The sequence below is a fragment of the Aeromonas sp. s13 genome, from assembly GCF_040907905.1.
Lineage (GTDB): Bacteria > Pseudomonadota > Gammaproteobacteria > Enterobacterales > Aeromonadaceae > Aeromonas > Aeromonas veronii.
The window spans coordinates 17,510-43,994 of sequence record NZ_JBFOCS010000054.1; the positions used below are offsets into that span (position 1 = coordinate 17,510).

The following is a 26,485-nucleotide window of genomic DNA, read 5'->3' on the forward strand; positions in this document are numbered from 1 at the left end:
GCCGAAGCCGGAGTGGATTTAGGTGAGAGCGCTGTGGGAGACAGCGTCTCAACGACTGGCCTCATCACGGGCTTGGCTCATCTTGCCAGCCAGTGCCTTGAGTGCCTCATTGGCAAAAATATCTTCCAGATCAGCGGAAAGCTTGCGGCGCCAGTTGGGGTATTCGTAACTGGTGCCCGGTACGTTGACCGGCTTGTCCATCTCCAGCCAGTCTTCCAGCTGGGTACTGAACAGGGCGCAGCTGCCGTGGGACATGTGGATCTGCAGACCGTGGTTGAGTTCGGTGTTCATGCCGACCCAGTTCACGTCATGACTGATGTTGTCAGAGATGACCTTGTGGGCATGCAAGCTGTCGAGGATCCGCTGTTTGGCCTGGTGGCGATCAGCATACAGAGTCTTCAATACATCTTCATCCGGATACAGACCCAGTTGACGGCCGAGCGCCAGATCATCGCAGTGCCAGAAGCCCTTGAGGGTCGGCATGTCGTGAGTGGTCAGGGCCGACATCGCCTGCTCGGTGTAGTGCGCCGGGGAGATAAAGCCGCCATCTTCCTTGGAGCGCTCGAAGAAGAACACCTTGTAGGAGTGAACGCCGTTCTCTTTCAGGGTCACGTCGATCCCCTCCGGCACGGTGCCCAGATCCTCGCCGATCAGCAGGCACTGATTGCGGTGGGATTCGAGGGCCAGAATGCCCAGCAGATCGTTGACCGGATAGTAGATGTAGGCGCCCTTGGCGGCGGACGCTCCGGGCGGTACCCACCACAGGCGCAGCAAGGCCATCACGTGGTCGATGCGCAGTGCGCCGCAGGAGCGCATGTTGGCACGGAACAAGTCCACCATCGGCTGATAGGCCGCTTCGAACAGCTTGTTCGGGTTCATCGGGGGCAGGCCCCAGTTCTGACCGAGCGGGCCAAGGATATCGGGCGGCGCACCGACCGAGGCTTTCGGGCAGTATAGATCCTGGTTGGCCCAGATCTCTGTAGATCCTTCGGAGACGCCCACTGCCAGATCCCGGTAGATCCCCATCACCATGCCGGCTGCTTTGGCACGGGCATCGGCTTGCGCCAGCTGCTCGTCGGCCAGGAACTGCAGATAGAGGTAGAAGTTGACATCTTGCGGGTGCGCGGCCATCCAGGCGGCAACGGCAGGATTGTGGTAATCGCGCAGCTCCTGCGGCCATACCGGCCAGCCCCAGGCATTTTCGCCTTTGGCATAGAAGTGGGCCTGCAGGGCATCAAATGCTGCCTGCTGTTGCAGGCTGTCGCCACCGGCGGCCACGAAGGCATCAAAGGCGGCCTGACGCTCGGTGCTCAGGGTGGCTTCATCGAACACCTGACGCAGCATGCCGAGTTTGGTCTGGAGCACGCCGGTGTAATCGACGTTCTCTTTGGCGCGCAGATCGGCCAGATGTTGCTGGAAGGCAGGGCTTGCCACTTCCGCCTTCAGGCGATCGCTCTGCTGGAATTCGGGCACCGCTTCCACATTGATATAAGCCACGTTGAGCCAGCGACGGGAAGAGGGGCTGTAGGGACTGGCGCTCTCCGGATTGGCCGGATAGAGGGCGTGGATAGGGTTGAGGCCGACGAAGTGGGCACCCCAGGCGGCCGCTTTCTCGACCAGCTGGCCCAGATCGCTGAAATCACCGATACCCCAGTTGTGGCGGCTGCGCAGGCAGTAGAGCTGCACGCTGGGGCCCCATACCTTGCGGCCATTGGCAATCGGCGCCTGTTTGTAGCAGGCCTTGGGGGCGACGATGAGGCGCATGGTAGCCAGCGGCTCGTCATTGCCCTCTTCCAGCAGTACCAACTGGTGATAACCCAGCTCCGGGGCCATCTCCAGCGTGACACGATAGGCCTGGCACTCCATCTCTTCAAATTCTGCCACGCCGACCAGCTCACCCTCGATGGGGGTGAATTGACCGGACAGCACAGCACCCTGCTCCTGCTGGAGCTGCCAGGTGAGGGCGTCGTTGACGAATTCGATGGGGAGGCGAACCTCAAGGGTAACGGCGTCGCCGGTGCGAACCACCATCACAGGATCCAGCGCCCGCAGCCAGTGCTGGCGATGCTCCTCTTCCAGCTGCTGCACCAGTGCGGCCTCGTCATCGACGCGGTAGCCCATGGCGCCCAGCATGGCGGCCTTGCTCTCTTCTGATACCTGGGCCGGGTGGCCCCAGGCATCGACATACTCGCTGGCGATACCTTTTGCGGCAGCCAGCTGTTCAATCAGGGTGGTCATAGTTTGAGAATTCCCGCTGTGGATTCTATCTATACTATTTTGTTTGATTTTTATGGGGTGGTACTTGAACAGTGGCTCTTTGGCCATGCTAAACCGCGCACATTTTTACATATCTCAGTGAATGGTTGTGTGACCGAGTAGGCACTATTGTTGATATCTGCGCGATGCCACGATCTGGCACTTTTTTCGTCAAAACGTGGTAATCAGTTACATAAACAGAAAATTAATTTCACAGTTTTTCATGATATAGCGCAATTTCAGACAGAATGTTGGTTGACTCACCGGAGAGTTCTAGTAAATTTACAAGCGGAATTTTCTTTGACTACTGAACAGTTAGGTAACTAAATATGACTATCAAAGTAGGTATTAACGGTTTTGGCCGTATCGGTCGTTTCGTATTCCGTCTGGCTTGCGAGCGTGCAGACATCGAAGTTGTTGGTATCAACGACCTGATCGATGTTGACTACATGGCTTACATGCTGAAGTACGATTCAACTCACGGTCGTTTCAACGGTACCGTTGAAGTTAAAGACGGCAACCTGGTTGTAAACGGCAAAACCGTACGTGTTACCGCTGAGCGTGACCCGGCCAACCTGAAGTGGGGCGAAATCGGTGTTGACGTTGTTGCTGAAGCTACCGGTCTGTTCCTGACCGACGAGACTGCTCGTAAGCACATCGCTGCTGGTGCCAAGAAAGTTGTTCTGACTGGCCCGTCCAAAGACGCTACCCCGATGTTCGTAATGGGTGTTAACGACTCTACCTACGCTGGCCAGGACATCGTTTCCAACGCTTCCTGCACCACCAACTGCCTGGCTCCGATCGCCAAGGTTCTGAACGATACCTTCGGTATCGAGTCTGGCCTGATGACCACCGTTCACGCTACCACTGCTACCCAGAAGACCGTTGATGGTCCGTCTGCCAAAGACTGGCGCGGTGGCCGCGGTGCGGCTCAGAACATCATCCCGTCCTCTACCGGTGCAGCCAAAGCTGTTGGCGTAGTTATCCCGGAACTGAAAGGCCTGCTGACCGGTATGGCTTTCCGTGTTCCGACTCCGGACGTGTCTGTTGTTGACCTGACCGTTAACCTGAAGAAAGCTGCCACCTACGCAGAAATCTGCGAAGCGATGAAAGCTGCTTCCGAAGGCGCTATGAAAGGCGTTCTGGGCTACACCGAAGACGAAGTTGTATCTACCGACTTCCTGGGTGAGCGTCAGACCTCCGTATTCGACGCCAAGGCTGGTATCCAGCTGAACGACAAATTCGTTAAAGTTGTATCCTGGTACGACAACGAAATGGGCTACTCCAGCAAAGTTCTGGACCTGATCGCTCACATCTCCAAGTAATTTGGGATGCGCAATCGCGTAGCTTGAAAAAGGCGGCCATTGGCCGCCTTTTTGTTTTTCGGTTTCCCCTGATGACAGGAGTCCACATGCAATCCATTCGTCCCCTGACAGCCAATTGCAAGCTTGCCAACAATGCGGCCGGTCTGCCGGTTCTCACCATTAATAACGACTATGCCAAGGCCGAGATCAGCCTGTTTGGCGCCCATGTGCTGAGCTATCAGCGTCATGGCGAGCCGGCCTCCATCTGGCTGAGTGACAAGGCGGTGCTGGATGGCAGCAAGCCTGTTCGCGGTGGTATCCCGATCTGCTGGCCCTGGTTTGGCCCGGCGCCCGCCCGCGTCGGTAGCGGCAAGCCCTCCCACGGTTTTGCCCGTACCACCCTCTGGATGCTGGACGGGGTCTCCGATCACGCTGACGGCACGCTTGTTCATCTTTCCCTGCGCGACAGCGATGCGACCCGCGCCCTGTGGGATCACCCCTTCGAGCTGGAACTGGACGTGCTGGTGGGCAAAGAGCTTTCGCTGGTGCTGACCACTCGCAACACCGGTAGCCAGCCGCTGACTTATAGCGGTGCGCTGCATACCTATTTGCAAATCAGTGCGCCGGAAGCGGTGAGCGTCACCGGTCTGGGCGAGCCCTATGCCGACAAGCTGACCGGGCAGGATGCCAAGCAGCAGGCTGCATTGACCCTGAGCGGGCCGCTGGATCGGGTCTACTGGCAGCCAGAGGCGTTGGTGAGCGTGCAGGATGGTAAGCGTGAGACCCGGGTAGTGAGCGGCAACCACGACAGCGTGGTGGTCTGGACCCCCTGGCTGGAAGGGGCCACCGCCATGGCCGACATGAGCGACGATGGCTATCGCACTATGTTGTGTGTCGAGGCCGCCATCGCTGGCGAGGCGGGGGTGACCGTTGCGCCGGATGAAGAGCACAGTCTCTCTACCGTGATCATCTGAGCAGGATGAGATTCAGATAAATAAAGAGGGCTCCCGCGGGAGCCCTCTTTGCATCTCGTGACGGCGGCAATCAGGCGTTGCCCTGGGTCTTGAGCTTGAGTTCGGCGGCGAAATTGAGCATCCGATCGAGCGGGATGAGGGCCTTTACCCGCAGCGCTTCATCGACATGGATCTCGTGGCGCTCGGCACCATCGGTGAGCGCTTCCTTGATCGCCACCAGACCGTTCATCGCCATCCAGGGGCAGTGGGCGCAGCTGCGGCAGGTAGCGCCATCGCCACCGGTCGGTGCTTCCACCATCTCTTTCTCCGGACAAGCCTGCTGCATCTTGTAGAAGATGCCCCGATCGGTCGCCACGATCAGCTTATGCTGGGGCAGCTCCTTGGCCGCCTTGATCAGCTGGCTGGTGGAGCCCACCGCATCGGCCAGCTCAATCACCGAGGCGGGGGATTCCGGATGAACCAGCACGGCGGCATCCGGATTCTGCTCTTTCAGCTCGCGCAGGGCGCGGGCCTTGAACTCGTCGTGGACGATGCAGTGGCCCTGCCAGCGCAGCATCTGCGCCCCGGTCTTCTTCTCGATATAGGCACCCAGATGGCGATCCGGGCCCCAGATGATCTTGTGACCCAGACTGTCGAGGTGTTCGACGATCTCGAGTGCGATGCTGGAGGTCACCACCCAGTCAGCCCGCGCTTTGACGGCGGCCGAGGTATTGGCATAGACCACTACGGTATGGTCGGGATTGGCATCGCAGAAGGCGGAGAACTGTTCGATGGGACAGCCCAGATCGAGGGAGCATTCGGCCTCCAGAGTCGGCATCAGCACCCGTTTGTGAGGGCTCAGGATCTTGGAGGTTTCCCCCATGAAGCGCACCCCGGCGACAATCAGGGTCTGCGCCTCGTGATCGCGACCAAAGCGGGCCATCTCCAGCGAGTCACCGACGAAACCGCCGGTGGCTTCGGCCAGCGCCTGGATCTCGGGATCCGTGTAGTAGTGGGCAACCAGTACCGCTTTGCGCTCCTTGAGCAGCGCCTTGATTTCTGTGGTCAAGGTCGTTCTCTGCTCGGCACTCAGGGGAAGAGGTTTGGCCGGAAAGGGGTAGTCCATCGCGACTACCGGCGGGACACTGCTCAGTGCATTGTTCATTGCGACTGTTCCATCAACGCTCGGGAAGGCAAAAATTATAACCATAAGCCTGTCACAAACCCATCAACAAATCGGGTGAAGCGCAAGTGGGCGAATATACTCAATTAATTCGTTGTTATTCTGCCATAAGGAGTTGTCGCATGAAGCAACGTTCCCTCAAGTTCAAGTTGTTGTGCCTTACCATGGGGCTGTTTCTGCTGACCGGGCTGGCCATGACCCTGTTGCAATCGGCTTCTTTCAGCTCCCTTCGCAACATGGTGATGACCCAGACCAGCGATGCACTGGAAGAGGAGGTCTCCCGCAGCCTGCAGTATCAGGCAGAGCGTTATGCCATCCAGATTGCCTCGCTGATGCAGAACTCCTATCAGATCCCCCTGACCGTGACCGCCCAGATTGAAGCCGGGATGGCCAAACCGGAACTGCGGTTGTCGCGGCCCCAAGTGGAGTCTCTGCTCGGCAGCAGCCTGCAGCAAGCGAGCGGGATCAGCTCCATTTATGCCCAGTTTGAACCGGATGGCTATGATGGCGAGGATGGCAACTGGCTGGGCGGGGCCAGCCACTCGGTGGCAGGCAAGGGGAGTCTGGAGGTCTATTTCACCAAGGATCAGGGAGGGGCCGTCGCTCAGCAAGCGGTGGACGCCGCCGCCAGCGAGGCCAAGTTTGATACCTCCCTCAACGAGTTCGGCATTCGCAACAGCGAGTGGTATCTCTGTGGTCGCGATACCCGCCAGCCCTGCCTGATGGAGCCCTACCTCTACGAAATCAGCCCGGGCAACAAGATGCTGATGACCAGTCTGACGGTGCCCGTGCTGCGTGACGGCAAGTTTGTCGGGCTGGCCGGGGTGGATATGAACCTGCCCATCTTCCAGCAACTGGCTGAAAACCTTGGCAAGAGCCTCTATGACAACAAGGCGGATGTGACCCTGGTCAGCAAGATGGGGCTGATTGTGGGCAGCAACCGCTATGCCGACAAGCTGGGCCGTCCACTCAAGGAGGTGGGCCTGACCCTGCCTGACGGTCAGCCGGTCAGCAGCGACAGTGACTTCATTCTTCATCAGCCCATCCGGGTTGAGGCAGCCAATACCCAGTGGTGGTTGATGATCAAGGTGCCCAAGGCGCTGGCCCTAAGCAAGGCGCACACCATCAGCAGCGAGCTCGGCGCCCTGCTGGTGGATGCCCAGCGGCAGCAGATCATCGCCATGGGCGGTATCACCCTGTTGGTGTTGGGACTGCTGGTCTGGTTTATCCAGACCATCACAGCGCCACTTTCTCTTATCAGCCGCCATGTGGGCCATCTCTCCAGCAACGAGGGGGACCTGACCCAGCAGATGGAGATCGACACCCATCAGGAGCTGATCGATCTGGGCGCCCAGCTCAATGCCTTTCTCGGCAAGCTGCGGGGCATGGTGCAAATGAGCAAGGGGATCGGTCAGCAGGTCTACCAGCAGGCGCGGGAGATGAAACATACCGCCGACACCATGCGCAGTAGTCTGGACGAGCAGAATCTGGAGCTGGAGAGCGTGGTGAGCGCCATGCATCAGATGAGCACCACGGCAGTCAGCGTGGCGGGTTATGCCGAGCAGGCTGCGCAGGAGTCGGAAGCGGCGACCCACCACATCAATACCGCCCAGCAGACCCTCAGCAATGCCCGCAACGAGATCCATACTCTGGTCGGCGATATGCATGAGGCGGATAAAGCGGTGGCGCTGGTGGCCCAGCGCAGCACCAATATCAGCCGGATCCTCGATGTGATCCGCGCCATTGCCGAGCAGACCAACCTGCTGGCCCTCAATGCCGCCATCGAAGCGGCGCGGGCAGGGGACATGGGCCGTGGCTTTGCGGTGGTGGCAGACGAGGTACGGGCGCTGGCCAACAAGACCCGTGAATCGACCGACGAGATTGGCCAGCTGATTGGCAGTTTGCAGACTGAGGTGAGCAGCAGCCAGCGTCTGATGAATACCGGCATCGAGCGCTCCACCACCACGGTGCAGGGTACCGAGCAGGCGTTCGAGGCGCTCAATCGGGTGGTGGCCCAGATCCAGCAGATCCACGACCACATCAGTCAGGTTGCCACCGCCGCCGAGCAGCAGAGCGCCGTCAGTGACGATATCAACAAGAATTTGATGCGGATCGGCGATACCGCCAACGTGATCGGGCAGGAGGCAAGCTCCAGCCATCAACTGAGCGAAGCGCTGGAGCAAGCGGCCACGTCGCTGGCCAGTCAGCTCGATCGGCTGCGTACCTGAGTGGCAGCCAGAGAGACAAAAGCCCGCGAGCGATCGCGGGCTTTTTTATGACTCGATGGCAGAGTTGCGTCAGTTGCGGGGTTCAACCAGCAGGATGTGGGAGTCGGCCCCCACTACCCTGACCTTGCTGCCCGCAGGCAGCGACTCGTCGCAGCGCACCGTCCAGACCGTGTCGTCCAGATGTACCCGACTGGTGCCTTGGGCGACATCATCCAGCAGGGTCAGCTCGCGGCCCATATAGCTCTGCATCCGCTCGTTGATGGTGCTGGCGGCATCCTGACCCGAGTTGTCACGCTGGTGTTGCCAGCGCCACCAGGCCCAGGTGGTGAGCAGGGATTGCACCGCAAACAGCAGCAACTGCGCCTGCCAGCCAAAGGGCCAGATCAGCAGCAGTAGCCCCACTTCCAGCGCGGCGATGCCGGTCCAGAGCAGGAAGCCCACCGACCCCAGTACCTCGATGGCCAGCAGAATGAAGCCGAGCCCCAGCCAGTGCCAGTGGGTCAGCCCCTCTAACAGGGCTGTCATGACTTGCTGCCCTTGCCATCTTTGTTGAACAGCTCGGCCATACCAGCCACCGAGCCAATCAGGCTGCCTGCTTCCAGCGGCATCATGATGATCTTGCTGTTGGGGCCTTCACCGATGCGGGCCAGTGCCTCGGTATATTTCTGAGCCACGAAGTAGTTGATGGCCTGCAGGTCTCCTTCCGCAATTGCTTGGGAAACCATGTGGGTCGCCTTGGCTTCCGCCTCGGCTGCCCGCTCCCGCGCTTCGGCGGCGAGGAAGGCGGCCTGACGCTCACCTTCGGCTTTGAGGATCTGGGACTGCTTCTCCCCTTCCGCTTTCAGGATTTTGGACTGGCGCACGCCTTCGGCTTCCAGTACCTCGGCCCGTTTCTGGCGCTCGGCCTTCATCTGGGCGTTCATCGCCTCGACCAGTGCCAGCGGCGGGCGCACATCTTTAATCTCGATGCGGGTCACCTTGATGCCCCAGGGGGCGGTAGCGGCATCCATGGTGCGCAGCAGTTTCTCGTTGATGGTGTCGCGCTGGGAGAGCATCTCGTCCAGCTCCATGGCGCCGAGCACAGTGCGCATATTGGTCATGGTGAGATTGCGGATGGCGCTGGTGAGATCGTTGACCTCGTAGCCCGCTTTGCGGGCATCCACCACCTGCACAAAGCTGATGGCGTCGATGGTGACGTTGGCGTTATCGCGGGAGATCACCTCTTGTGCCGGGATATCCAGCACCTGCTCCATCATGATGATCTTGTGGCCGACCCGATCCACATAGGGGAGCAGCAGGTTGAGGCCCGGTGTCAGGGTGCGGGTGTAGCGGCCGAAGCGCTCTACCGTCCAGTTGTAGCCCTGGGGCACGATCTTGATGCCCGCGCTCAGGGTGGCGAGCACCAGGAACACGAAAATCCCTAGCACAATCAATGATTCATTCATCATTTAGCTCCTTATGAAACACAGTCCCTAGCCTATGGTCTGGCGTCATGTACCACAAGTGACTTTGTACGCCTTTGTCATGAATCGGTTTTGCTAATTACCAAAACGCATTAAAAAGCATTTTTTATTATTTTGAGGGATAAGCTGCCCTGCCTATAGTCGCCCCATATTAGTCGTGTTCCGAGGGATGGGCCGAAATGGATTATTTACCTATGTTTGCCAAGTTGGAAGGCCGCCCGGTACTGCTGGTAGGCGGGGGCGAGGTTGCCCTGCGCAAGGCGCGCCTGCTGCTGGCGGCCGGTGCCCGGCTGACCCTGGTCTCCCCGGATCTTGAACCGGAATTTGCTGAGTTCACCGGTCGTTTCACCCATCTGGCGGAGCGCTTCACCCCGGCCCATCTGGCAGGCCAGATTTTGGTGGTGGCGGCGACCGACAACCTCGAAGTCAACGCACTGGTTTATCAGAGTGCCAACCAGCTGGGTCTGTTCGTCAACGTGGTGGATGACCCCAAGCGCTCCAGCTTTATCTTCCCCTCGATCATCGATCGCTCGCCGCTGATGGTGGCGGTTTCCAGCGGCGGCAAGGCGCCGGTGCTGGTGCGCCTGCTGCGCGAGCGGCTGGAGAGCCTGCTGCCACGCCATCTTGGCGGGCTGACCGAGCTCTCCGGCCGGGTCCGTGACAAGGCCAAGCGGGTGCTCTCTTCCATTTCCGATCGCCGCCGCTTCTGGGAGCGCGCCTTTGCCTCCAACACCCTCGCCAGCCTGATTGAAAAAGAGGATTGGCAAGGGGCCGAGCAGTGGCTGAGCGATGGCCTCGACCAAGCTAAAAGCGAAGTAGGAGAAGTGGTGCTGGTCGGCGCGGGCCCCGGCGATCCGGGCCTGTTGACCCTAAAGGCGCTGCAACAGATTCAACAGGCCGAAGTGGTGCTCTACGACCAGCTGGTCTCTGCCGAGATCCTCGATCTGGTTCGCCGCGACGCCACTTTGGTGTCGGTCGGCAAGAAGGCGGGCGCCCACAGCGTGCCGCAGGAGGAGACCAATCGCCTGCTGGTGGAATACGCCAAGGCGGGCAATCGGGTGGTGCGGCTGAAAGGGGGCGATCCCTTCATGTTTGGCCGGGGCGGCGAGGAGCTGGAAGTGCTGGCCGACGAAGGAATCCCCTTCTCGGTGGTGCCCGGCATCACGGCCGCCGCCGGTGCCACCGCCTATGCCGGCATTCCGCTGACTCACCGTGATTACGCCCAGAGCGCCGTCTTTATTACCGGCCACTGCCAGAACGATGGCAAGGAGCCCGACTGGCAGCAGCTCGCCGCCACCAGTCAGACATTGGTCATCTACATGGGGCTGATGCGCTCCGAGCATATCCAGCAGCAGCTGGTGGATCATGGCCGAAGCCAAGCCACCCCCATCGCCATCATCGAGCGCGGCACCACATCCCGCCAGCGGGTGTTGACCGGCACCTTGGCTGATCTGGCCGAGCTGGCCAAACAGGCGGTGAGCCCGTCGCTTATCGTCATCGGCGAAGTGGTCGCCCTGCGCGATCGGCTGGCCTGGTTTGGAGAGCAGGGCGGCGAGCAGCAGCGCGCTAACCCGGATCTCGATGGCTGCGACCTCAAGCTGGTGCAGCTGGCCTGACCCGGAAAGAGATATTTGATGCGGCTGCCGGTGCGGCCGCGCACTGAACCACCCAGCGCCCCGAGCAGGCGCATAAGCAATGACCCGAGGACCAACATGGACCGTGAAAGATTGACCCACTTGCAGCAGCTGGAAGCCGAGAGCATCCATATCATCCGCGAGGTGGCTGCCGAATTTGAAAACCCGGTGATGATGTACTCCATCGGCAAGGACTCCTCCGTCATGCTGCATCTGGCCCGCAAGGCCTTCTATCCGGGCAAGATCCCGTTCCCCTTGCTCCACGTCGACACCGACTGGAAGTTCAAGGAGATGATCAAGTTCCGCGACGAGACCGCCAAAAAGTACGGGTTGGATCTCATCGTCCACAAGAACCCGGAAGGGCTCGCCATGGGCATCAACCCCTTCGTGCACGGCAGCGGCAAGCACACCGACATCATGAAGACCGAGGGGCTCAAGCAGGCGCTCAACAAATACGGCTTCGACGCTGCTTTCGGTGGCGCCCGTCGCGACGAGGAGAAGTCCCGCGCCAAGGAGCGTGTCTACTCCTTCCGTGACAAGTCTCACCGCTGGGATCCTAAGAACCAGCGTCCGGAGCTGTGGCGGGTCTACAACAGCCAGGTCAACAAGGGGGAGAGCATCCGGGTGTTCCCGCTCTCCAACTGGACCGAGCTGGATATCTGGCAATACATCTATCTGGAAAAGATCGACATAGTGCCGCTCTACTTCGCCGCTTACCGTCCGGTGGTGGAGCGCAACGGCATCAAGATCATGGTGGATGACGATCGTATGCCCATCGGCCCGGAAGACGAAGTGAAGCAGGAGCTGGTGCGTTTCCGTACCCTCGGCTGCTACCCGTTGACCGGTGCCATCGAATCCGATGCCACCACCTTGCCGGAAATTATTGAAGAGATGCTGCTCACCACCTCGAGCGAGCGGCAAGGGCGGCTGATTGACCACGATCAGGCCGGCTCCATGGAGCAGAAGAAGCGTCAGGGTTATTTCTAAGGAGTCGTCAGCATGAACAGCCATATTCAGACCGCCATCACCGAACAGGGCATCGAAGCCTACCTGCACGCCCAGCAGCACAAGAGTCTGCTGCGTTTTCTCACCTGCGGCAGCGTGGATGACGGCAAGAGCACCCTTATCGGTCGCCTGCTGCACGACTCCCAGCAGATTTATGAAGATCAGCTCAAAGCGCTGGAGTCCGACAGCCAGAAGCTCGGCACCACCGGCGAGAAGCTGGACCTGGCGCTGCTGGTGGATGGCCTGCAAGCAGAGCGCGAGCAGGGCATCACCATCGACGTGGCCTACCGCTATTTCTCCACCGCCAAGCGCAAATTTATCATCTCGGATACCCCGGGCCACGAGCAGTACACCCGCAACATGGCCACCGGCGCCTCCACCTGCGATCTCGCCATCATATTGATCGACGCCCGCAAAGGGGTGCTGGATCAGACCCGCCGCCACAGCTTTATCGCGAGCCTGCTCGGCATCAAGCAGTTCGTGGTGGCGGTCAACAAGATGGATCTGGTGGAGTTCAGTCAGGAGGTGTTCGAGCGCATCAGCGCCGATTACCGTGAGTTCGCCAAGAAGCTCAGCGTCGACACCATCCATATCGTGCCGGTCTCGGCGCTGGACGGCGACAATGTGGTCAACCAGAGCGACAAGCTGGCCTGGTACGAAGGCGAAACCCTGCTGGCTCTGCTGGAGTCTGCCGAGGTTGAGCGCGAGCTGGAGCGCCATCCGGTGCGCCTGCCGGTGCAGTATGTGAACCGCCCAAACCTCGATTTTCGCGGGTTTGCGGGCACGCTGGCCTCTGGCATTCTGCGGGTGGGCGACAAGCTGGCGGTGCTGCCGTCGGGCAAGGAGAGCACCGTGACCCGCATCGTCACCTTCGACGGCGATCTGGAGTACGCCCTGCCGGGTCAGGCCATCACGGTCACCTTCGCCGACGAGATCGACATCAGCCGAGGCGACCTGCTGGTGGATGCGGCCAAGCAGCCGCAAGTGACCCAGAATGTGCTGGCCCATATCGTCTGGATGGGGGAGGAGTCCCTGCAACCGGGTCGGGTCTACGACGTCAAACTGGCCACCAAGAAGAGTCGCGGTCAGGTGGAGGCTATCCGCCACCGCGTCGAGATCAACAAGCTCGACGAGCTGCCCGCCAGCGAACTCAAGCTCAACGAGATCGGCCTGTGCGAGCTGAGCCTCACCGACCCGGTGGCGTTCGACCCGTATCAGGAGATCCGCGATACCGGCAGCTTTATCCTGATCGACCGGCTGACCAACGTCACCGTCGGCGCCGGCATGATAGTGGAAGGCTTGGCCGCCAAAGCGGTAAAAGGGCACTACAGCGAGTTCGAAATCGAGCTCAACGCGCTGGTGCGCAAGCACTTCCCGCACTGGCAAGCGCTGGCCATCGGTAACGACACAAGCAAGGAGTAAGCCCATGACCTGGCAACAATTCCTGGTGCTGGGTCTGCTGGCTGCTCTCGTGGCCCTGCTGATCCAGGGCAAACTCCGCCCGGCGCTGCTCTTTTCGGGCGCCGTGCTCATCACCTACCTGAGCGGGCTGGCGGATATCAATGCCGTGGTGGCGGGCTACACCAACAGTGCCCTGCTGACGCTGGTGCTGTTGCTGCTGGTGTCGCTGGCGGTGGAAAAGACCCGCATCATGAGCTGGTTCGCCAATCTGGTGGGCACGGGTTCATTCAACAAGGTGCTGGTGAAGGTGTGGTTCTCCACCGCCTTCCTGTCGGCTTTCGTCAACAACACCGCCGTGGTGGCCTCCATGCTGGGAGCGGTCAAACGCAACCCCAACCATGCGCCATCGCGGCTGCTGCTGCCCATGTGCTTCGCGGCCACCTTTGGCGGGGTGCTGACCCTGATCGGCACCTCAACCAACCTGATCGTCAACAGCTTCCTCATCAAGATGGGGGTGCCGCCGCTCGGCATGTTCGACTTCTTTATGGTGGGAGCGGGCACCCTGCTGACCGGTCTGGTGGCCGTGCTGCTGTTTGCCCGCCACCTGCCGGAGCAGGATACCGAGATGAGCCGCGAATCCGGCTACTTTCTCGAGGCCAAGGTGGGCGCCGGTTCACCGCTGGCGGGGCGCAGCGTCAAGGAGAACGGCCTGCGCAGCCTGAAAAGCCTCTATCTGGCGGAGATCATTCGCGGCGAGCAGGTGATCTGCCCGGTGCAGCCGGAACACGAACTGCACGAAGGGGACGTGCTGCTCTTTTGCGGCGATGTTGAGAGCGTCGGCGTATTGCAGGAGATGAAGGGGCTGGATCTCTACGGCCAGCACCGCCTCAACGGCCAGCATCTGGTGGAGGTGATCGTCAGCCACAGCTCGCGGCTGGTGGGTCAGACCATCAAGGATGCCGAATTTCGCACCCACTTCGATGCGGTGGTGCTGGCGGTGCGCCGCGGCGAAACCCAGCTCACCGGCGGTCTCGGCCAGATTGAACTGCACGCCGGTGATACCCTGCTGCTGGCCCCCGGCCCCCAGTTTGCCCGCAACAAATCGCTGGGGCGGGAGTTTGTGGTGGTGAGCGGGCTGGAAGCTTCTACCCGCCTCGATGGCAAGCGCAGCGCTGCCGTGGTGCTGGGTTTTCTCGGGGTGCTGGCGCTCTCTGTGTTTGATCTGGTGCCGCTGTTCAAGGGGTTGCTGTTGATGCTGGTGGCGCTGCTGCTCACCCGCATTCTGACCCTGGACGAGATCCGCCGCCGCTTCCCGCTGGATATCTGGCTGGTGGTGGGCGGGGCGCTGGCCATCGCCGATCAGCTGGAAAAGAGCGGACTGGCCAAGCTTATCGCCGACTGGCTGATGGGGGAGTTCAACGGTGCCAGCCCCATCATCGCCTTTATCGGTATCTATGTGTTTACGTTGGTGCTGACCGAGCTGATGAGCAACAACGCCGCCGCCGCGCTGGCCTTCCCCATGGGTTACCAGCTGGCGCTCAGCATGGATGTCTCGACCATGCCGTTTATTCTGGCGGTGCTGTTCGGGGCGAGCTCCAGCTTTATCCTGCCCTACGGCTACCAGACCAACCTGATGGTCTATGCCGCGGGCAACTACAAGATGCCGGACTACCTCAAGCTGGCTCTGCCGGTCTCGCTGGCCTATAGCCTCGGGGTGATTGTGATGGTGCCCCTGCTGTTTCCGTTTTAAGGCGTAAATACCAATCAAGGGGTGTTGGATGAGTAATGCCATGGCATCAGCACGTTGTCGGCTGATAGTCCGAGGCGGCTCCCCGTGGTGCCGGACAGTTTAAGTTTTGAGGCGTGAACGCCAATCAAGGAGTGTTGGATGAGCAATATCGTGTGGCACAAGCATGCCGTCGACAAACAGAGCCGGGCCGAGCTTAAAGGGCAAAAGCCGCTGGTGATCTGGTTTACCGGGCTGTCGGGGGCGGGCAAATCGACCCTGGCGGGGGCGCTGGAGCAGGCGCTGGCGGCACAAGGCAAGCACACCTATCTGCTGGATGGGGACAATGTGCGCCACGGCCTGTGCGGGGATCTCGGCTTCGACGATGCTGCGCGGCAGGAGAATATCCGCCGGGTCGGCGAGGTGGCGAAACTGATGGTGGATGCGGGCCTTATCGTGCTTACCGCCTTTATCTCGCCGTTCCGTGCCGAGCGGGCGCTGGTGCGCAGTCTCTTGGGTGAAGGGGAGTTTGTCGAAGTCTTTGTCGATGCACCGCTCGCCATCTGTGAAGAGCGCGATCCCAAAGGACTTTACAAGAAGGCTAGGGCAGGGGAAATTCGCAATTTTACCGGTATCGACTCCGCCTATGAGGCACCGGAGCAGCCGGAAATCCATCTGCTTAATGCCGGTAAACCGGTGGATACGCTGGTGGAGGAGTTGCTGACCGCCCTGCGGCAGGGGAATTATTTGTAGTTGTTGAGTTGCGCCATTTGATAAAGGGAGCTGGATTGTTATTTCGGCGCGGTTATTCGCGATTGTCCGAATACGCTACGCTATTTGAACCTACGGGCTGGAAACGCCACGCGTTGACAGTCCCTCTTGAGGCGTTTGTTATGTTTATTTTGCGCCGTCATAGATTTTATTTTTAAATGATGCATCATCAAAATCCCGAATGTACTCTATTAAATTAATAATATACTCTTTTACATCTTCTTCATTCACATCATCAAATGATAGCTTTTTCACAAAAAAGACTAATCTAGACCAAGATTTAAAATGCTCTTTAGATAAATCCGCCGCCACGGGCAATAGAGCCGTGATAGCATCAACATCAATTTTGCAATGTTTTTTGAAATCATTACCAACCTTTTCATACACATCATTTCCAGACAAAGCTCTAACTTCATCTCTCAGGCTATTTAAAGTAGCATGATTTTCATTATGATTTTCTCCATAAAAACTGAAAGAAGTTGGAATGGAGTCAAAAGCCCTTAATTTATTGATTGTAAATATTATATATTTCCGCAAGACACGCTCTTTATCTATTTTGTTTTGGTTATCAATTCTCTCTTGCCATTTATTAAATATGGCCAATATTATCAGCAACTCTAAAAACATCCCCGTAAACTCTGGGATAAGACTTCCTTTATAATAATCAATAAAAATATCGCTGTTAACAATTCCATGGCTTAGCAAATAAACTAGTACCAATAAGCAAACCCACATAATATTATTTTTATTTAAGAACCTCATTCTTACCTCTGAATAAACATAACGTTTGGTTAAGGGGCGGGCTTTAGCTCGACCCAGTGAGCGTAGTGAACGATTTGAACCACTGGTTAGATTTTTGGGCTAAACATCTTAAGGGTTCGATCATCATCTTCCGTCCAGTATCGCCTGCACATGCAACCTTGCCTGCAAGCTCGTCGCTCAATCGGAATATTAAGCCCCGCATCTTGCATTGCAAGCCGAAGAGCACCTACAGCCATACTGTATGTATCTATTCCCTCGTCGTCTTCATGGCGTGGGTCATCAAGTATTATTTTTCTCAAGTGCCCCTTGAATGGAAGCTCTCCGCCACTATGGCGGGCTAGAACCATTTGATCGAATTGTCCCAGTACAAAATTTTCTTCTAGATCGTCCTTGTCTTGGAACCAGCGCTGTTTTTCTGATTTACCAGCCCATTTGGTAGGATTTAGTTTTGTTACCCATAGTCGGCCGGTGCCGGTTCTATCTATTAGACCAATATCGAAAACGAAAAGCACTGGGCCGTATACGTTTGCACGGCGCGCACGATGATGAATATCAACGGAGTCGATAAATACATCAAACCAAATACTGTATCGGCGATCGATGTCATCTGATTCCTGAGGCGTTTGGGTTATACCAAGACGCTCTACCGTGCCTCTGGATAGGAGCGCACGTGACCTTAAGAACTGGCATGCGGTCGCAACACTGTTCGCATGGTGCAATTGGTCAACGCCTTTCTCTGAAAGAGCTTCAAATACGTGGCTAGATGGTATGTGCATAGAAAAATCTAACAGTGATTAGATGGAAGGCGGCACTAATCCGTTAGCAGAGCATTTCATATAACTCCGTAACATTTTCACTGTCGCCAAGTAAATATAATCATTAAATCATGATGTTATCCGCTTCTTTCTCGTGCTGGGCATATTCGCTTGACTTCCTCTTTTTATGCCACTGTTACTACTGTATGAAAAAGCATCTCGTCTGTTGGGCTTCGGTGCGCTCTGCACCAACCGACAAAAACCACGCTACCGCCCCTGAATTTCAGCCTCCAGTCTGCTGTTTGTTACCTGCGTTTTGGTACTGGCTTGGTTCATGGCTGACTCCTGCGAGAGGTTGCCAAGCGGCTATGTTACCGAACGGGGCTGGGGTGAAAAGCGCAAGCGGGCCGTTTCCTGAGCAAGATCAACAAATTAATCATTAATGGGTTTAAATGTGGTCGCTCAACCGCTTGGGCCCATCAGCGCAGAGGGAAATCGGACATCTCGTATGTTGGGCTAAAAATCGTAGGTTGGTGCTGAACGCAGTGAAGCCCAACGTTTATCGCGAAACGTATCTACAAATTTGTGTTACCGAGCGACCCAATCGATGTTTATCCTGCTCTGGTTGAGGTGATCATGCTCATTTGCTGGGCTTGGCTACGCTCTGCGCCAACCAGCAAAAAACCACGCTACCGCCCCTGAATTTCAGCCTCCAGTTTGCTGCCTTTTACCTGTGTTTTGGCACTGGCTTGGCTCATGGCTGACTCCGACAAGAGGTTGCCAAGTGGCTATGTTACCGAACGGGGCTTGGGTGAAAAGCGCAAGCGGGCGGTTTTCTGAGCAAGATCAATAAATTAATAAATAACGGACGACGATATAACCGCTCAACAGTGGCGGCCATCAGAGCTGGGGAAAATCGGACGGTGAAAGCGGGAGTGTCGCCAGCTTGTCGACAGACATTAAAAAACCACATGGGCCCAAAGGCCCATAGGGTTGTTCTGCGGTGATTGCTTGGGTCGTGGTTATCTGGCTTGGCGTACCGGCACGGCGCGGGTGGCGGTCACTTCGTAGCGGCTTTGGCTTGCCGGAGCGCCCTTCTGGAACTGGCGTACCAGCCGGTCGAGATCGCTCAACTGGTTGACCAGCTGGGTGATGCCGTGCACGGCGTGCTGGCTGCCCACGCTGGAGTCATCGGCCAGGGTCTTGATGCTGAGCACGTTGCGGTTGATCTCGGCGGTGACGTGGGACTGCTCCTGCACCGCCTGGGCAATCTGGCTGCTGCCGGAGGCGACCTGCTGCAACATGTTGTTGATTTGCTGGAGTATGGTGCCGGTCGCGGTGGCCTTCTGCTGGCAACTGTCGGCAAGTTGGCAGCCCTTCTCCATCGCTTGCTCAGCCTCGCCAGAGCTGTTTTGCAGCTCGGTGATCATCTTCTGGATCTCGCTGGTCGAGGATTGGGTCTTGATGGCGAGGGTGCGGATTTCGTCAGCCACTACCGAGAAACCGCGACCCGCTTCGCCAGCCCGGGCCGCTTCGATGGCGGCGTTGAGGGCCAGCAGGTTGGTCTGGTTGGCGATGTTGTTGATCACATCGAGGATGCCGTCGATATCGCGGCAGTGGCCGACCAGCGCACTGATCACGCTCTTGGAGGTGATAAGTTCGCTGTTCATGCCCGCCACGGCAGCCACGGTTTCGGCCACGCTACTGTTGCCGCTCTTGAACAGCACGGCTGTTTCATCCAGCAGGCTGGAGGAGTCAGTCGAGCTTTGTGACACCTCGCGAATGGATTCCGACATTTCGGTCACGGCAGTGGCTACCTGATTGGTTTCGGCCTGCTGCTGTTGCAGGTTGTCGGTGATGGATTCGGCGTTGCGCAGATCCCCCTCGGCGGCTTGCAGGATCTTGCTGCAAGTCTGCTGGGTACGGGCCAGCACGGCGTTGAACTCGGCCTGATTCATCACCATCGAGAGCTCGATGGCGGCGATGTTGTCCACCTTGTTGGTGTAGAGCAACTGCATCAGCGGGTTGTCAAAGCGGCTGCGGGCCATCTTGTTGAGCTTGCCGAGGCGACGGGAGAGGGCATTCAGGGTGATGGCCGCTATCGCCAGCGGCAGGGCGGCCAGCGCCAGTTGCCAGTTCATATCGTGGCTGTAGCCCAGGGCAAACATGGCGAGCAGGCTCAGCAGCAGACAGAGGTTGATGGCCAGGGTATGGGAGAAGGTGGGCAACTTGAGCGCCAGCGGCAGCTTGTTGTTGCGAAGGTCGGCATAGACCTTCTCGGCCCGCTGTTTGATCTCCTCGCTCGGGGCGGTGCGCACCGACTGATACTCCACCACCCGGCCGCTGGCATCCTTGATGGGGGTGACAAAGGCGCTGACCCAGTAGTGATCGCCATTCTTGCAGCGATTTTTCACCGGCCCCATCCAGCTCTTGCCATCCCTGATGTGACCCCACAGATCGGCAAAGGCCTGTTTCGGCATGTCAGGATGACGCACCAGATTGTGGTGCTCCCCCTTCAGCTCGTCGAGCGAGAAGCCTGCAATATCGCAGAACTCATCGTTGGCGTAGGTGATGCGGCTCTCCAGATCCGTGGTGGAGATCAGGCTCTGGTGGTCTGGATAGAGACGTTCTCTTTGGGTAACCGGTTGATTGATTCTCATGGCCTTGCTCCCGAGCTGTGGTGGTTAAATTTTGATCTGCATCAAGACATGTGCAAGGGGCGGGCCAGCTGGCAAAAACTAATGATTGATGTGTTATTAGCGAGGTTTGGAGAGGAAAAGCGCGTGGTTGTTTGCAATATGCAACGGATCTGACGGGGTGTGCCTCTGCGGCATCTGCAATTTGCAACCTATTCTGGACAAGCCCATAAGCTTGGAGCCAGCAGCTTGATGCGAAGGAGCCATGAACCGACGGGGCATCAGCTGCCCCGCCAGAGATCAGGGGAGAGGGTCGGGAGCGGGTGAGGAGGGGGCGCTGACGAGCTGCATCACTTCAATCTGGATCCCCTGCACCAGCACGGTTTTCAGATCCTGCAGGTACTCCTCCAGCGGCGACTCTTGCAGCAGCTGGGCGAGCTCGTTGCCCACCGGGGTGAGGCGGTAGTAGAGCAGGGTGATGTTGTTCTGCTTGCACTGCAGTCGCCAGCGCTGGTTGCCGAACTCCAGCTCGACCCCATCGGCGGGCAGCGGGCCGGACTCCAGCTCCGCGCGATGCAGCAGCCCGAGCTCAAACAGTTGCAGCAGGGCGTTGTAGGGCAGTCGGTATTTGCCAAGGCCAAGGCGCGTTGCCTTGGCACGACTCAGCAGGCTGGCCCCCTTGTGCAGCCCCAGCAGCAGTCGCTGCTCGTCGCTGCCGGTATAGTGGCAAGTCAGTGAGCAGATACGTTGGAACAGCTGGGCCTCGCGCTGGGTCATCTCTTTGAGGGTGGCGAGCGCCCGAATGGAGAAGCGGCCCGGCGTGGCGACTTCCAGCGCGAAGATCCGCCCCCACAGCTGCTGCATCGGCACCATGCTGATATCTTCCGCCAGTTGCAGGAAGCGGGTCAGCCAGTCGCTGTCCATCTCGCCGCCAGCCGCGGTCTCTTCGCAGTGGCGGGAGGCCATCACCATGATGGCTTCCAGATTGCGCTGGCGGGCGGCCTGATCCGCCAGATGGCGAAAGGTGGCGCGCTGTTCGAAGGTGCTGTCGGTGTTGCGGGTGAGCATGCCGTCGATGCCGCGACTGCGGGCCAGACGCAGGGTCTGCTCCTGGCTGCTCAGGATCGAACTCTCTTTCTTCGGGGGGGGGAGGTCTGCCATGCTGACTCCATTCGCACAGGTTCTGGAGCTGAATGTTACTCCAACCGGGATGCCAAGATAACAAAGCGGCCTCCGTGGAGGCCGCTTTTTTTGCAACGGGAGGATTACTCCTCGTAGACGCTCACCTCGACCGCTTCCATCGAATAGGAGGCGGTGGCCATCTCGTGGCTGGAGCTGACCGTGCGCATCTTGCCCTTCACCCAGATGGCATCCCACAGATCATCCACCGGCGCCCCCTTGGGGTAGCTCACATAGATCACCTGATTGGTGGGGGGCGGCGGCACATGGATGCAGGCGCCGAAGTAGGGCACCAGCAGGAAGGCGGTGATCTTCTTGGCATCCCCCTCCAGTGGCACCACGAAGCCCGGAATGCGCAGATCCTGGTTGTCCAGCTTCTTGTTTACCCCGCCCACCGGTTGCGGTACCGACATGGGATCTTCGTGATTGACCTGGGGCGGTGGCAGCAGTTTCTCCCCTTCCGGGATGAGCACATCCCAGTCGATGGTCTTGTAATCGGCGGCCAGGGCGGGCAGCACCAGCAGGCTGGCGAGCAGAGCCACAATTTTCCACTTCATCATCTGTCCTTCTGTTTCTATTTTTAGCGTCTCGCTAGACGCGAATGCTCATGCCATCGCTCAGGCTGTAGCGGTAAGCGCGGGCGGCAGGGAGCAGGCCAATCACCATGCCTGCCAGCCAGACGACCCCCAGTAGTTGCCACTCGTAGGTGCTCGGCAGCCCCAGACTCAGTTGCAGGCCATAGTGGCTGAGCAGCCAGGGCGAGGCAAGCCCCTGCCCCAGATAGAGCACGGCGACCCCGAGAGCGATACCGACCGTGGTCAGCGCCATCGCTTCCAGCGCCAGCAGCAGGAACAGATGGGCAGGGCCTGCGCCGAGGGATCGCAATATGGCGAGCTCCCGGCGCCGCTCGTTAAGCCCTGCCAGCAGGGTAGTCAGCATGCCGATCAGGCCCGCCACCACCACGAAACCGGCGATGACCGAGAGGGCCGTTTCCGCCACGCTCATCAGGCTCCACAGCTCCTGCAGGGCGGCCCCAGGCAGGATCGCCATCAGCGGCTCTTTGGGATAGGTGTTGACGCTGCGTTGCAGCTGGAACGCCAGGATCCGGTTGCTCAAGCCCACCATAAAGGCGGTGATGGTTTTCGGGGTGAGATCCTGCGCCAGCGCCTGCTCCGGCGTCACGTTCTTGCTGTGGCGGCCGGTATCCCAGCCCAGATGGATCGCCTCTATCCCCGCCAGCGGCACATGGATGGTGCGATCAATGGGCGTACCGGTCGGCGCCAGAATGCCCACCACCTTGAATGGCAGATTGTCGTGCTGGCTGAACGAGGTGTTGCCAGCGCCGTGGGCGATGACGATGGATTGGTCGAGATGATAGCCGAGCTTCTCGGCCACCTGGGCGCCGAGTACCGCTTCAAACGGCGTGTCGAATGGCCGCCCCTCGCGCAGTTGCAGCGACTGCTGCTGACCGTACTTCAGGTGGGTGAAGTAGTCGTCATTGGTGCCGAGCACCCGAAATCCTTTGTGGGAGTCACCAAGGGAAAGCGGGATGGTCCAGGCAACGCCCGGTTTCTGCTTGATGGCCTGATAGGAGTCCCACCCCACGTTGTTGGTGGGGTTGCCGATGCGAAACACCGAGTAGAGCAGCAGATTCACCTGACCGGAGCGGGCGCCGACGATGAGATCGGTTCCCGAGACGGTGTTGGAGAAGCTTTCACGGGCCTGGGTGCGCACCCGCTCCACCCCGAGCAGCAGGGTGACGCTGATGGCGACGGCCAGCAGGGTGAGCCCGGCGGTAAGGCGGCGGGCCCAGAGACTTTGCAGGGCGAGCTTTAGCATGATGCCCTCCGGTTGAGCTGTTGCAGGTTTTCGACTCGCGGGAACAGGGGTTCGAGATAAGGGTCGTGACTGACGAAGATCAGGGTCGAGCCCTGCTTGTCGCACTCCTCGAACAACAGCTTGATAAAGGCGGCCCGATTGTCGGTGTCGAGGGCCGAGGTGGGCTCGTCGGCGATCACCAGTGGCGGCGAGCCGATCAGCGCCCGTGCGGCAGCAACCCGCTGCTGCTGGCCGATGCTGAGGGCATGGACGGGGCGGTGCAGCGCCTCGTCCGGCAGTTGCAGCTCCGCCAGCAGACGGCGCGCCTCCTGCTCCGGGCTCCCTTGCAGGCGGGCCCGTTTGGCGGGCGAAAAGGTGAGGGCAGCGGTCACGTTGTCCTGCACCGAGAGAAAGGGCAGCAGATTGAACTGCTGGAAGATGTAACCCAGATTGGCCGCCCTGAAGTGGTCACGGGCACGGCCAGAGAGCCGGGCCAATGGTTGGCCCAGCACCTCCAGGGTGCCGTGGTTGGCGGTCTGGATCCCGGCCAGCAACCCGAGCAGGGTCGACTTGCCAGAGCCCGATGGGCCCTTGATAAAGACCCGCTCACCCTCTCGGATGGTGAGGGCGGGCAGATCGAGTACAGCGTCGCCACCTGGCCAGGCAAAGGCCAGATCGCGGATCTCAACCACGGCTTTTTTCATGGCGTTACCAGCTCAGCTTGTTGGCGGACGGGGTCAGCTCGCCAGCGGTCTGGCCAGTGGGCAGGATCCCCTGCACGCTCAGCTTCTCAAGGCTCGGATAGACGCTGAACAGGGTCGCCTCAAGGCCGGTCAGTTTGGCCGGCGTGGCGCAAGTGTAGGTGTACATGGCGCCCATATCGGCGTGACCCGCTTCGTCATGATCATGGTGGTCTGCATGTTTGTCGCTGGCAGCCTTGTCATGGTCATGGTCGTGGTCGTGATCATGATCATGCTCTTCTTTGGCGGCTTGCAGCTCCTGCTGGGTCAGTTTGCAGCCAGCGGCCGGGTCGAAGCGAAACAGGGCGTCAGGCTGCTGGAGGCGGGCGACCGCCTTGGCATACTGCGCCTTCTCTTCATCGCTCTTGGCGGTGTGCTCGAAGCCCACCAGATCGGCTGCGGGTGCCTGCAGCTCGATCATCAATTGGTCGCCATCGACCACCAGATTGAGGTGGCCGTGGCCATGCTCGTGGGCGCCGTGGCTGTGGCTCTCGTGTTCGTCGTGATTTGAGTGTGCGCCAAAGGTGGCTACCGCCAGCAACAGAGTAACTGCTTTCATCTTTAATCCTTTTTCAAAACAAATAGCGAAATTAAGCAAAGGGATAGAGAAAAGCAGAGGCGGGCGGCGCACGGATGGCATAGCTGTGAAGCGTGGCGGTATCCGCCGATCGTTGCATGGTTGCAACGACGGGCAGAACAGAGGTCGAACCGGGGAAACAATAGGGGGTAGCGGTGATGACCTGTTTGCCATCCAGATGGAGGGCGCAAACCAGGCAGTGATGGTCGTCGTGGCCGGGCAGGGCAGATTCAAACTGGTGCCGGGCAAGGGCAGGCTGCAGCCATAACCAGCCCAGCAGCAAGATCCAGATTTTCAGCTTGATACGACCCATAGACCCTTATGGAAAGGGCGCCATCAGCGCCCTTTCTCTCTGACTTAGAGATGGGACTTGATGAGCCCCATCACGGTAGCAATGTTGTTGGCATCGAGCTGGCCATCTTTGGCAAACAGCACCTTGCCCTCTTTATCCAGCAGGATGATCGCCGAGCTTTCCGGCGTCAGATCCCAGGCGTTGCGCGCCATGCCCTTGGCATCCAGCACCATGGCGGACCAGGGGAACTCTTTCTTGCTGTCCTCGGCACTGCTCTTCACGAAGCCGGAGGTGCCCCAGATGGCGTCATTGCTGTTGATGACGGTAACGGTCTGGTACTTGTCTTGCGGCAGTTTGGCGGCCTTGATCGCCTCGATCATCGGGGCGTTCAGCTCCTTGGCACTGGAGCGACCGGCAATATGCTGGATCAGGAACACCTTGCCGGTGAGCGAGGTGCTCTGCCACGGCTGGTAACCGATATCCTTGCCGTCCAGTACCAGCTCACCCTTGTCGCTGACATTGACCAGCGGCACCGGGTTGCCATCCTTGAAGTTGTGAGCAAAGACCAGAGATGGCAGCAGCGCCAAAGTAAGTACGAGATGTTTCATCCTGATGACACTCCATTTGTTATGTTATAACGAGTTTCGGATTGAGGGAATGGGCGAGCTTCATCCTAAACTGATCGGATCTGTTTAAAAAGTGTTAAATAAGATCGCAATTCAGAAGCGTCGGCGCCCCGCCAGTCAGGTGGTTGGCTGGCAAGGGCGGCTAGGATGGCATGACATCAATAAAAATCAATGAATTGGCTGCTGGTCTGAGCTGTCTGCGTCAGTAGAGCGACTCGCTGATGAGAGGGATCTTGGCCATGGTCATCTGCTGGGCCAGCAGGGACGAGCCGGTCAGCAGCACATGGCGCTGATTGTTGATCACCACCACATCACCGGGTACGCCGCTGTCTGCCGTAATGGCTAGCCAGGCAGGGGAGACGCTGCCGATGCTGATATCCGGATAGATGATGCTGAGCACATATTGCGGCGCCAGCTCCGCAAGCAGACTGGCCATCAGCAGCGCCTTCTCGTCGCTGTCGGCCTTGTTATCCTGCAGTGCCTGTAGCGGCGGCGCGAAGTGATCCAGCTGCTCCGGCTGGGTGGGGATGGCGTTCAGCCACTCCTGCAGCAGGCTGACGCTGGTGGCGAGATCTTTGGCCGCAAATTGCTGAGCCAGCGGCTTGAGGTGCCCTTTGAAGTGGTAGAAGAGCTGGGAGTAATCGGGTCGCACGCAAGGCAGTTTGCGATTGGCAGGATGGACGCAGGGGATCACCCTCATCTGGTAGAAGGCATCCTCCTGATACTGCTGGTAGGCTTGCCAGAACAGCATCGACTCCATGCTGTCGTCCCGCAGGGTGAAGGCCTGCTCCAGATTGCGAAATTTGGTAGCGGTCTCGGGGCTGCTCTGATTGATCAGGTTGATGCTGTTGTAGAGCCGCGGGCTGATGTAGGCGTAAAGCGTCTCCAGCGGATTGGTGAGGGAAGCCTTCAGCAGGCTCATCTCGTGGCGACTGGCGGCCATCACCTGATCGTCGGTGGTCAGCTGGAAGTGCTTGCGCTGGCCATCGGTGGATTGCCACTGCCAGCTCATGTTGATTTCGCTGGCGTTGCTTGTAGCACCAAGAGTGGTGCAGAGAGTGAGGCTGAGCAACAGCGCGGGGGTCAGCTTCATGGTGGTGCTTCCTGCCGTGGACGATAATTAACAACTAGGTGAGCCAGCACCACTTTGGTGATGTTTCGTTTTGTGATCTGGAT

The 26,485-nt window shown here is 58.8% G+C and carries 23 protein-coding genes; 8 read left to right on the forward strand and 15 right to left on the reverse strand.

Going from position 1 to position 26,485, the window contains the following annotated elements; translation table 11 throughout:
• Positions 1–48: 48 nt before the first annotated feature.
• Positions 49–2,238, reverse strand: coding sequence for a 4-alpha-glucanotransferase (gene malQ, locus AB5Y82_RS09755; protein WP_162632515.1), 2,190 nt, complete (start codon positions 2,236–2,238; stop codon positions 49–51).
• A gap of 347 nt (positions 2,239–2,585) precedes the next feature.
• Between malQ and gap the strand changes: the two genes are divergently transcribed.
• Both gap and AB5Y82_RS09765 read left to right on the forward strand, forming a co-directional pair.
• A complete protein-coding gene (gene gap / locus AB5Y82_RS09760; protein ID WP_005335708.1) occupies positions 2,586–3,581 on the forward strand; it encodes a type I glyceraldehyde-3-phosphate dehydrogenase in 996 nt (331 codons plus the stop codon).
• Between the two features lie 86 nt (positions 3,582–3,667).
• Positions 3,668–4,534, forward strand: coding sequence for a D-hexose-6-phosphate mutarotase (locus tag AB5Y82_RS09765; protein WP_111900206.1), 867 nt, complete (start codon positions 3,668–3,670; stop codon positions 4,532–4,534).
• Positions 4,535–4,604: 70 nt separating this feature from the next.
• On the opposite strand, the gene nadA is transcribed toward AB5Y82_RS09765, so the two are convergent.
• Entirely contained in the window at positions 4,605–5,678 is a 1,074-nt protein-coding gene (gene nadA / locus AB5Y82_RS09770) for a quinolinate synthase NadA (protein ID WP_162632514.1), read from the reverse strand.
• A gap of 140 nt (positions 5,679–5,818) precedes the next feature.
• On the opposite strand from nadA, the gene AB5Y82_RS09775 reads away from it, so the two are divergent.
• The gene (locus tag AB5Y82_RS09775; RefSeq protein ID WP_111900205.1) at positions 5,819–7,924 is read left to right on the forward strand and encodes a methyl-accepting chemotaxis protein; all 2,106 of its coding nucleotides are present in this window, start codon (positions 5,819–5,821) and stop codon (positions 7,922–7,924) included.
• Between the two features lie 69 nt (positions 7,925–7,993).
• Here AB5Y82_RS09775 and AB5Y82_RS09780 read toward each other — a convergent pair whose 3' ends face one another.
• Both AB5Y82_RS09780 and AB5Y82_RS09785 read right to left on the reverse strand, forming a co-directional pair.
• Complete coding sequence (locus tag AB5Y82_RS09780; protein WP_005354718.1) at positions 7,994–8,449, reverse strand: NfeD family protein; 456 nt, start codon at positions 8,447–8,449, stop codon at positions 7,994–7,996.
• A complete protein-coding gene (locus AB5Y82_RS09785) occupies positions 8,446–9,369 on the reverse strand; it encodes an SPFH domain-containing protein (RefSeq protein WP_111900204.1) in 924 nt (307 codons plus the stop codon). Before AB5Y82_RS09785 ends, AB5Y82_RS09780 begins: the two co-directional genes overlap by 4 nt.
• 197 nt (positions 9,370–9,566) lie before the next feature.
• Here AB5Y82_RS09785 and cysG point away from each other — a divergent pair, with 197 nt between their 5' ends.
• The 5 genes from cysG (at position 9,567) to cysC (ending at position 15,906) form a co-directional block, all read left to right on the forward strand.
• Positions 9,567–11,003: a siroheme synthase CysG gene (gene cysG, locus AB5Y82_RS09790; RefSeq protein ID WP_368173917.1), complete on the forward strand. Its 1,437-nt coding sequence runs from the start codon at positions 9,567–9,569 to the stop codon at positions 11,001–11,003.
• A 72-nt stretch (positions 11,004–11,075) separates the two neighbouring features.
• Positions 11,076–12,008, forward strand: coding sequence for a sulfate adenylyltransferase subunit CysD (gene cysD / locus AB5Y82_RS09795; RefSeq protein ID WP_323137704.1), 933 nt, complete (start codon positions 11,076–11,078; stop codon positions 12,006–12,008).
• Positions 12,009–12,020: 12 nt separating this feature from the next.
• Positions 12,021–13,448: a sulfate adenylyltransferase subunit CysN gene (gene cysN, locus AB5Y82_RS09800; RefSeq protein WP_368173918.1), complete on the forward strand. Its 1,428-nt coding sequence runs from the start codon at positions 12,021–12,023 to the stop codon at positions 13,446–13,448.
• A 4-nt stretch (positions 13,449–13,452) separates the two neighbouring features.
• On the forward strand, positions 13,453–15,177 hold the full coding sequence (locus tag AB5Y82_RS09805; protein ID WP_167565434.1) for an SLC13 family permease: 1,725 nt from the start codon (positions 13,453–13,455) through the stop codon (positions 15,175–15,177).
• 138 nt (positions 15,178–15,315) lie between these two features.
• Positions 15,316–15,906, forward strand: coding sequence for an adenylyl-sulfate kinase (gene cysC / locus AB5Y82_RS09810; RefSeq protein WP_270656539.1), 591 nt, complete (start codon positions 15,316–15,318; stop codon positions 15,904–15,906).
• A gap of 144 nt (positions 15,907–16,050) precedes the next feature.
• On the opposite strand, the gene AB5Y82_RS09815 is transcribed toward cysC, so the two are convergent.
• From AB5Y82_RS09815 to AB5Y82_RS09865, 11 genes are all read right to left on the reverse strand, one after another.
• Positions 16,051–16,686 carry a hypothetical protein gene (locus AB5Y82_RS09815; RefSeq protein ID WP_270656538.1) on the reverse strand — a complete coding sequence of 212 codons (636 nt, stop codon included), beginning with the start codon at positions 16,684–16,686 and terminating at the stop codon, positions 16,051–16,053.
• A gap of 86 nt (positions 16,687–16,772) precedes the next feature.
• Positions 16,773–17,462 carry a hypothetical protein gene (locus AB5Y82_RS09820; protein WP_100645128.1) on the reverse strand — a complete coding sequence of 230 codons (690 nt, stop codon included), beginning with the start codon at positions 17,460–17,462 and terminating at the stop codon, positions 16,773–16,775.
• A 1,001-nt stretch (positions 17,463–18,463) separates the two neighbouring features.
• Positions 18,464–20,101 (reverse strand): PAS domain-containing methyl-accepting chemotaxis protein, encoded by a 1,638-nt coding sequence (locus AB5Y82_RS09825; protein ID WP_368173919.1) that lies wholly within the window; start codon positions 20,099–20,101, stop codon positions 18,464–18,466.
• Positions 20,102–20,377: 276 nt separating this feature from the next.
• Positions 20,378–21,238, reverse strand: a complete 861-nt coding sequence (locus AB5Y82_RS09830) for a TIGR03899 family protein (protein ID WP_005335692.1) — start codon at positions 21,236–21,238, stop codon at positions 20,378–20,380.
• A 104-nt stretch (positions 21,239–21,342) separates the two neighbouring features.
• Positions 21,343–21,816 carry a DUF3299 domain-containing protein gene (locus tag AB5Y82_RS09835; RefSeq protein ID WP_043821723.1) on the reverse strand — a complete coding sequence of 158 codons (474 nt, stop codon included), beginning with the start codon at positions 21,814–21,816 and terminating at the stop codon, positions 21,343–21,345.
• A gap of 31 nt (positions 21,817–21,847) precedes the next feature.
• Entirely contained in the window at positions 21,848–23,095 is a 1,248-nt protein-coding gene (locus AB5Y82_RS09840) for an ABC transporter permease (protein ID WP_111900197.1), read from the reverse strand.
• Complete coding sequence (locus AB5Y82_RS09845) at positions 23,089–23,778, reverse strand: ABC transporter ATP-binding protein (protein WP_005362918.1); 690 nt, start codon at positions 23,776–23,778, stop codon at positions 23,089–23,091. The genes AB5Y82_RS09840 and AB5Y82_RS09845 overlap by 7 nt, the downstream gene beginning before the upstream one ends.
• 4 nt (positions 23,779–23,782) lie before the next feature.
• Positions 23,783–24,373 carry a DUF2796 domain-containing protein gene (locus AB5Y82_RS09850; RefSeq protein WP_368173920.1) on the reverse strand — a complete coding sequence of 197 codons (591 nt, stop codon included), beginning with the start codon at positions 24,371–24,373 and terminating at the stop codon, positions 23,783–23,785.
• A 31-nt stretch (positions 24,374–24,404) separates the two neighbouring features.
• Positions 24,405–24,704 (reverse strand): DUF2607 family protein, encoded by a 300-nt coding sequence (locus AB5Y82_RS09855; protein WP_111900195.1) that lies wholly within the window; start codon positions 24,702–24,704, stop codon positions 24,405–24,407.
• Positions 24,705–24,748: 44 nt separating this feature from the next.
• Positions 24,749–25,291 carry a YtfJ family protein gene (locus AB5Y82_RS09860; protein ID WP_111900194.1) on the reverse strand — a complete coding sequence of 181 codons (543 nt, stop codon included), beginning with the start codon at positions 25,289–25,291 and terminating at the stop codon, positions 24,749–24,751.
• 220 nt (positions 25,292–25,511) lie between these two features.
• Complete coding sequence (locus AB5Y82_RS09865; protein WP_043821720.1) at positions 25,512–26,402, reverse strand: hypothetical protein; 891 nt, start codon at positions 26,400–26,402, stop codon at positions 25,512–25,514.
• Positions 26,403–26,485 lie beyond the last annotated feature (83 nt).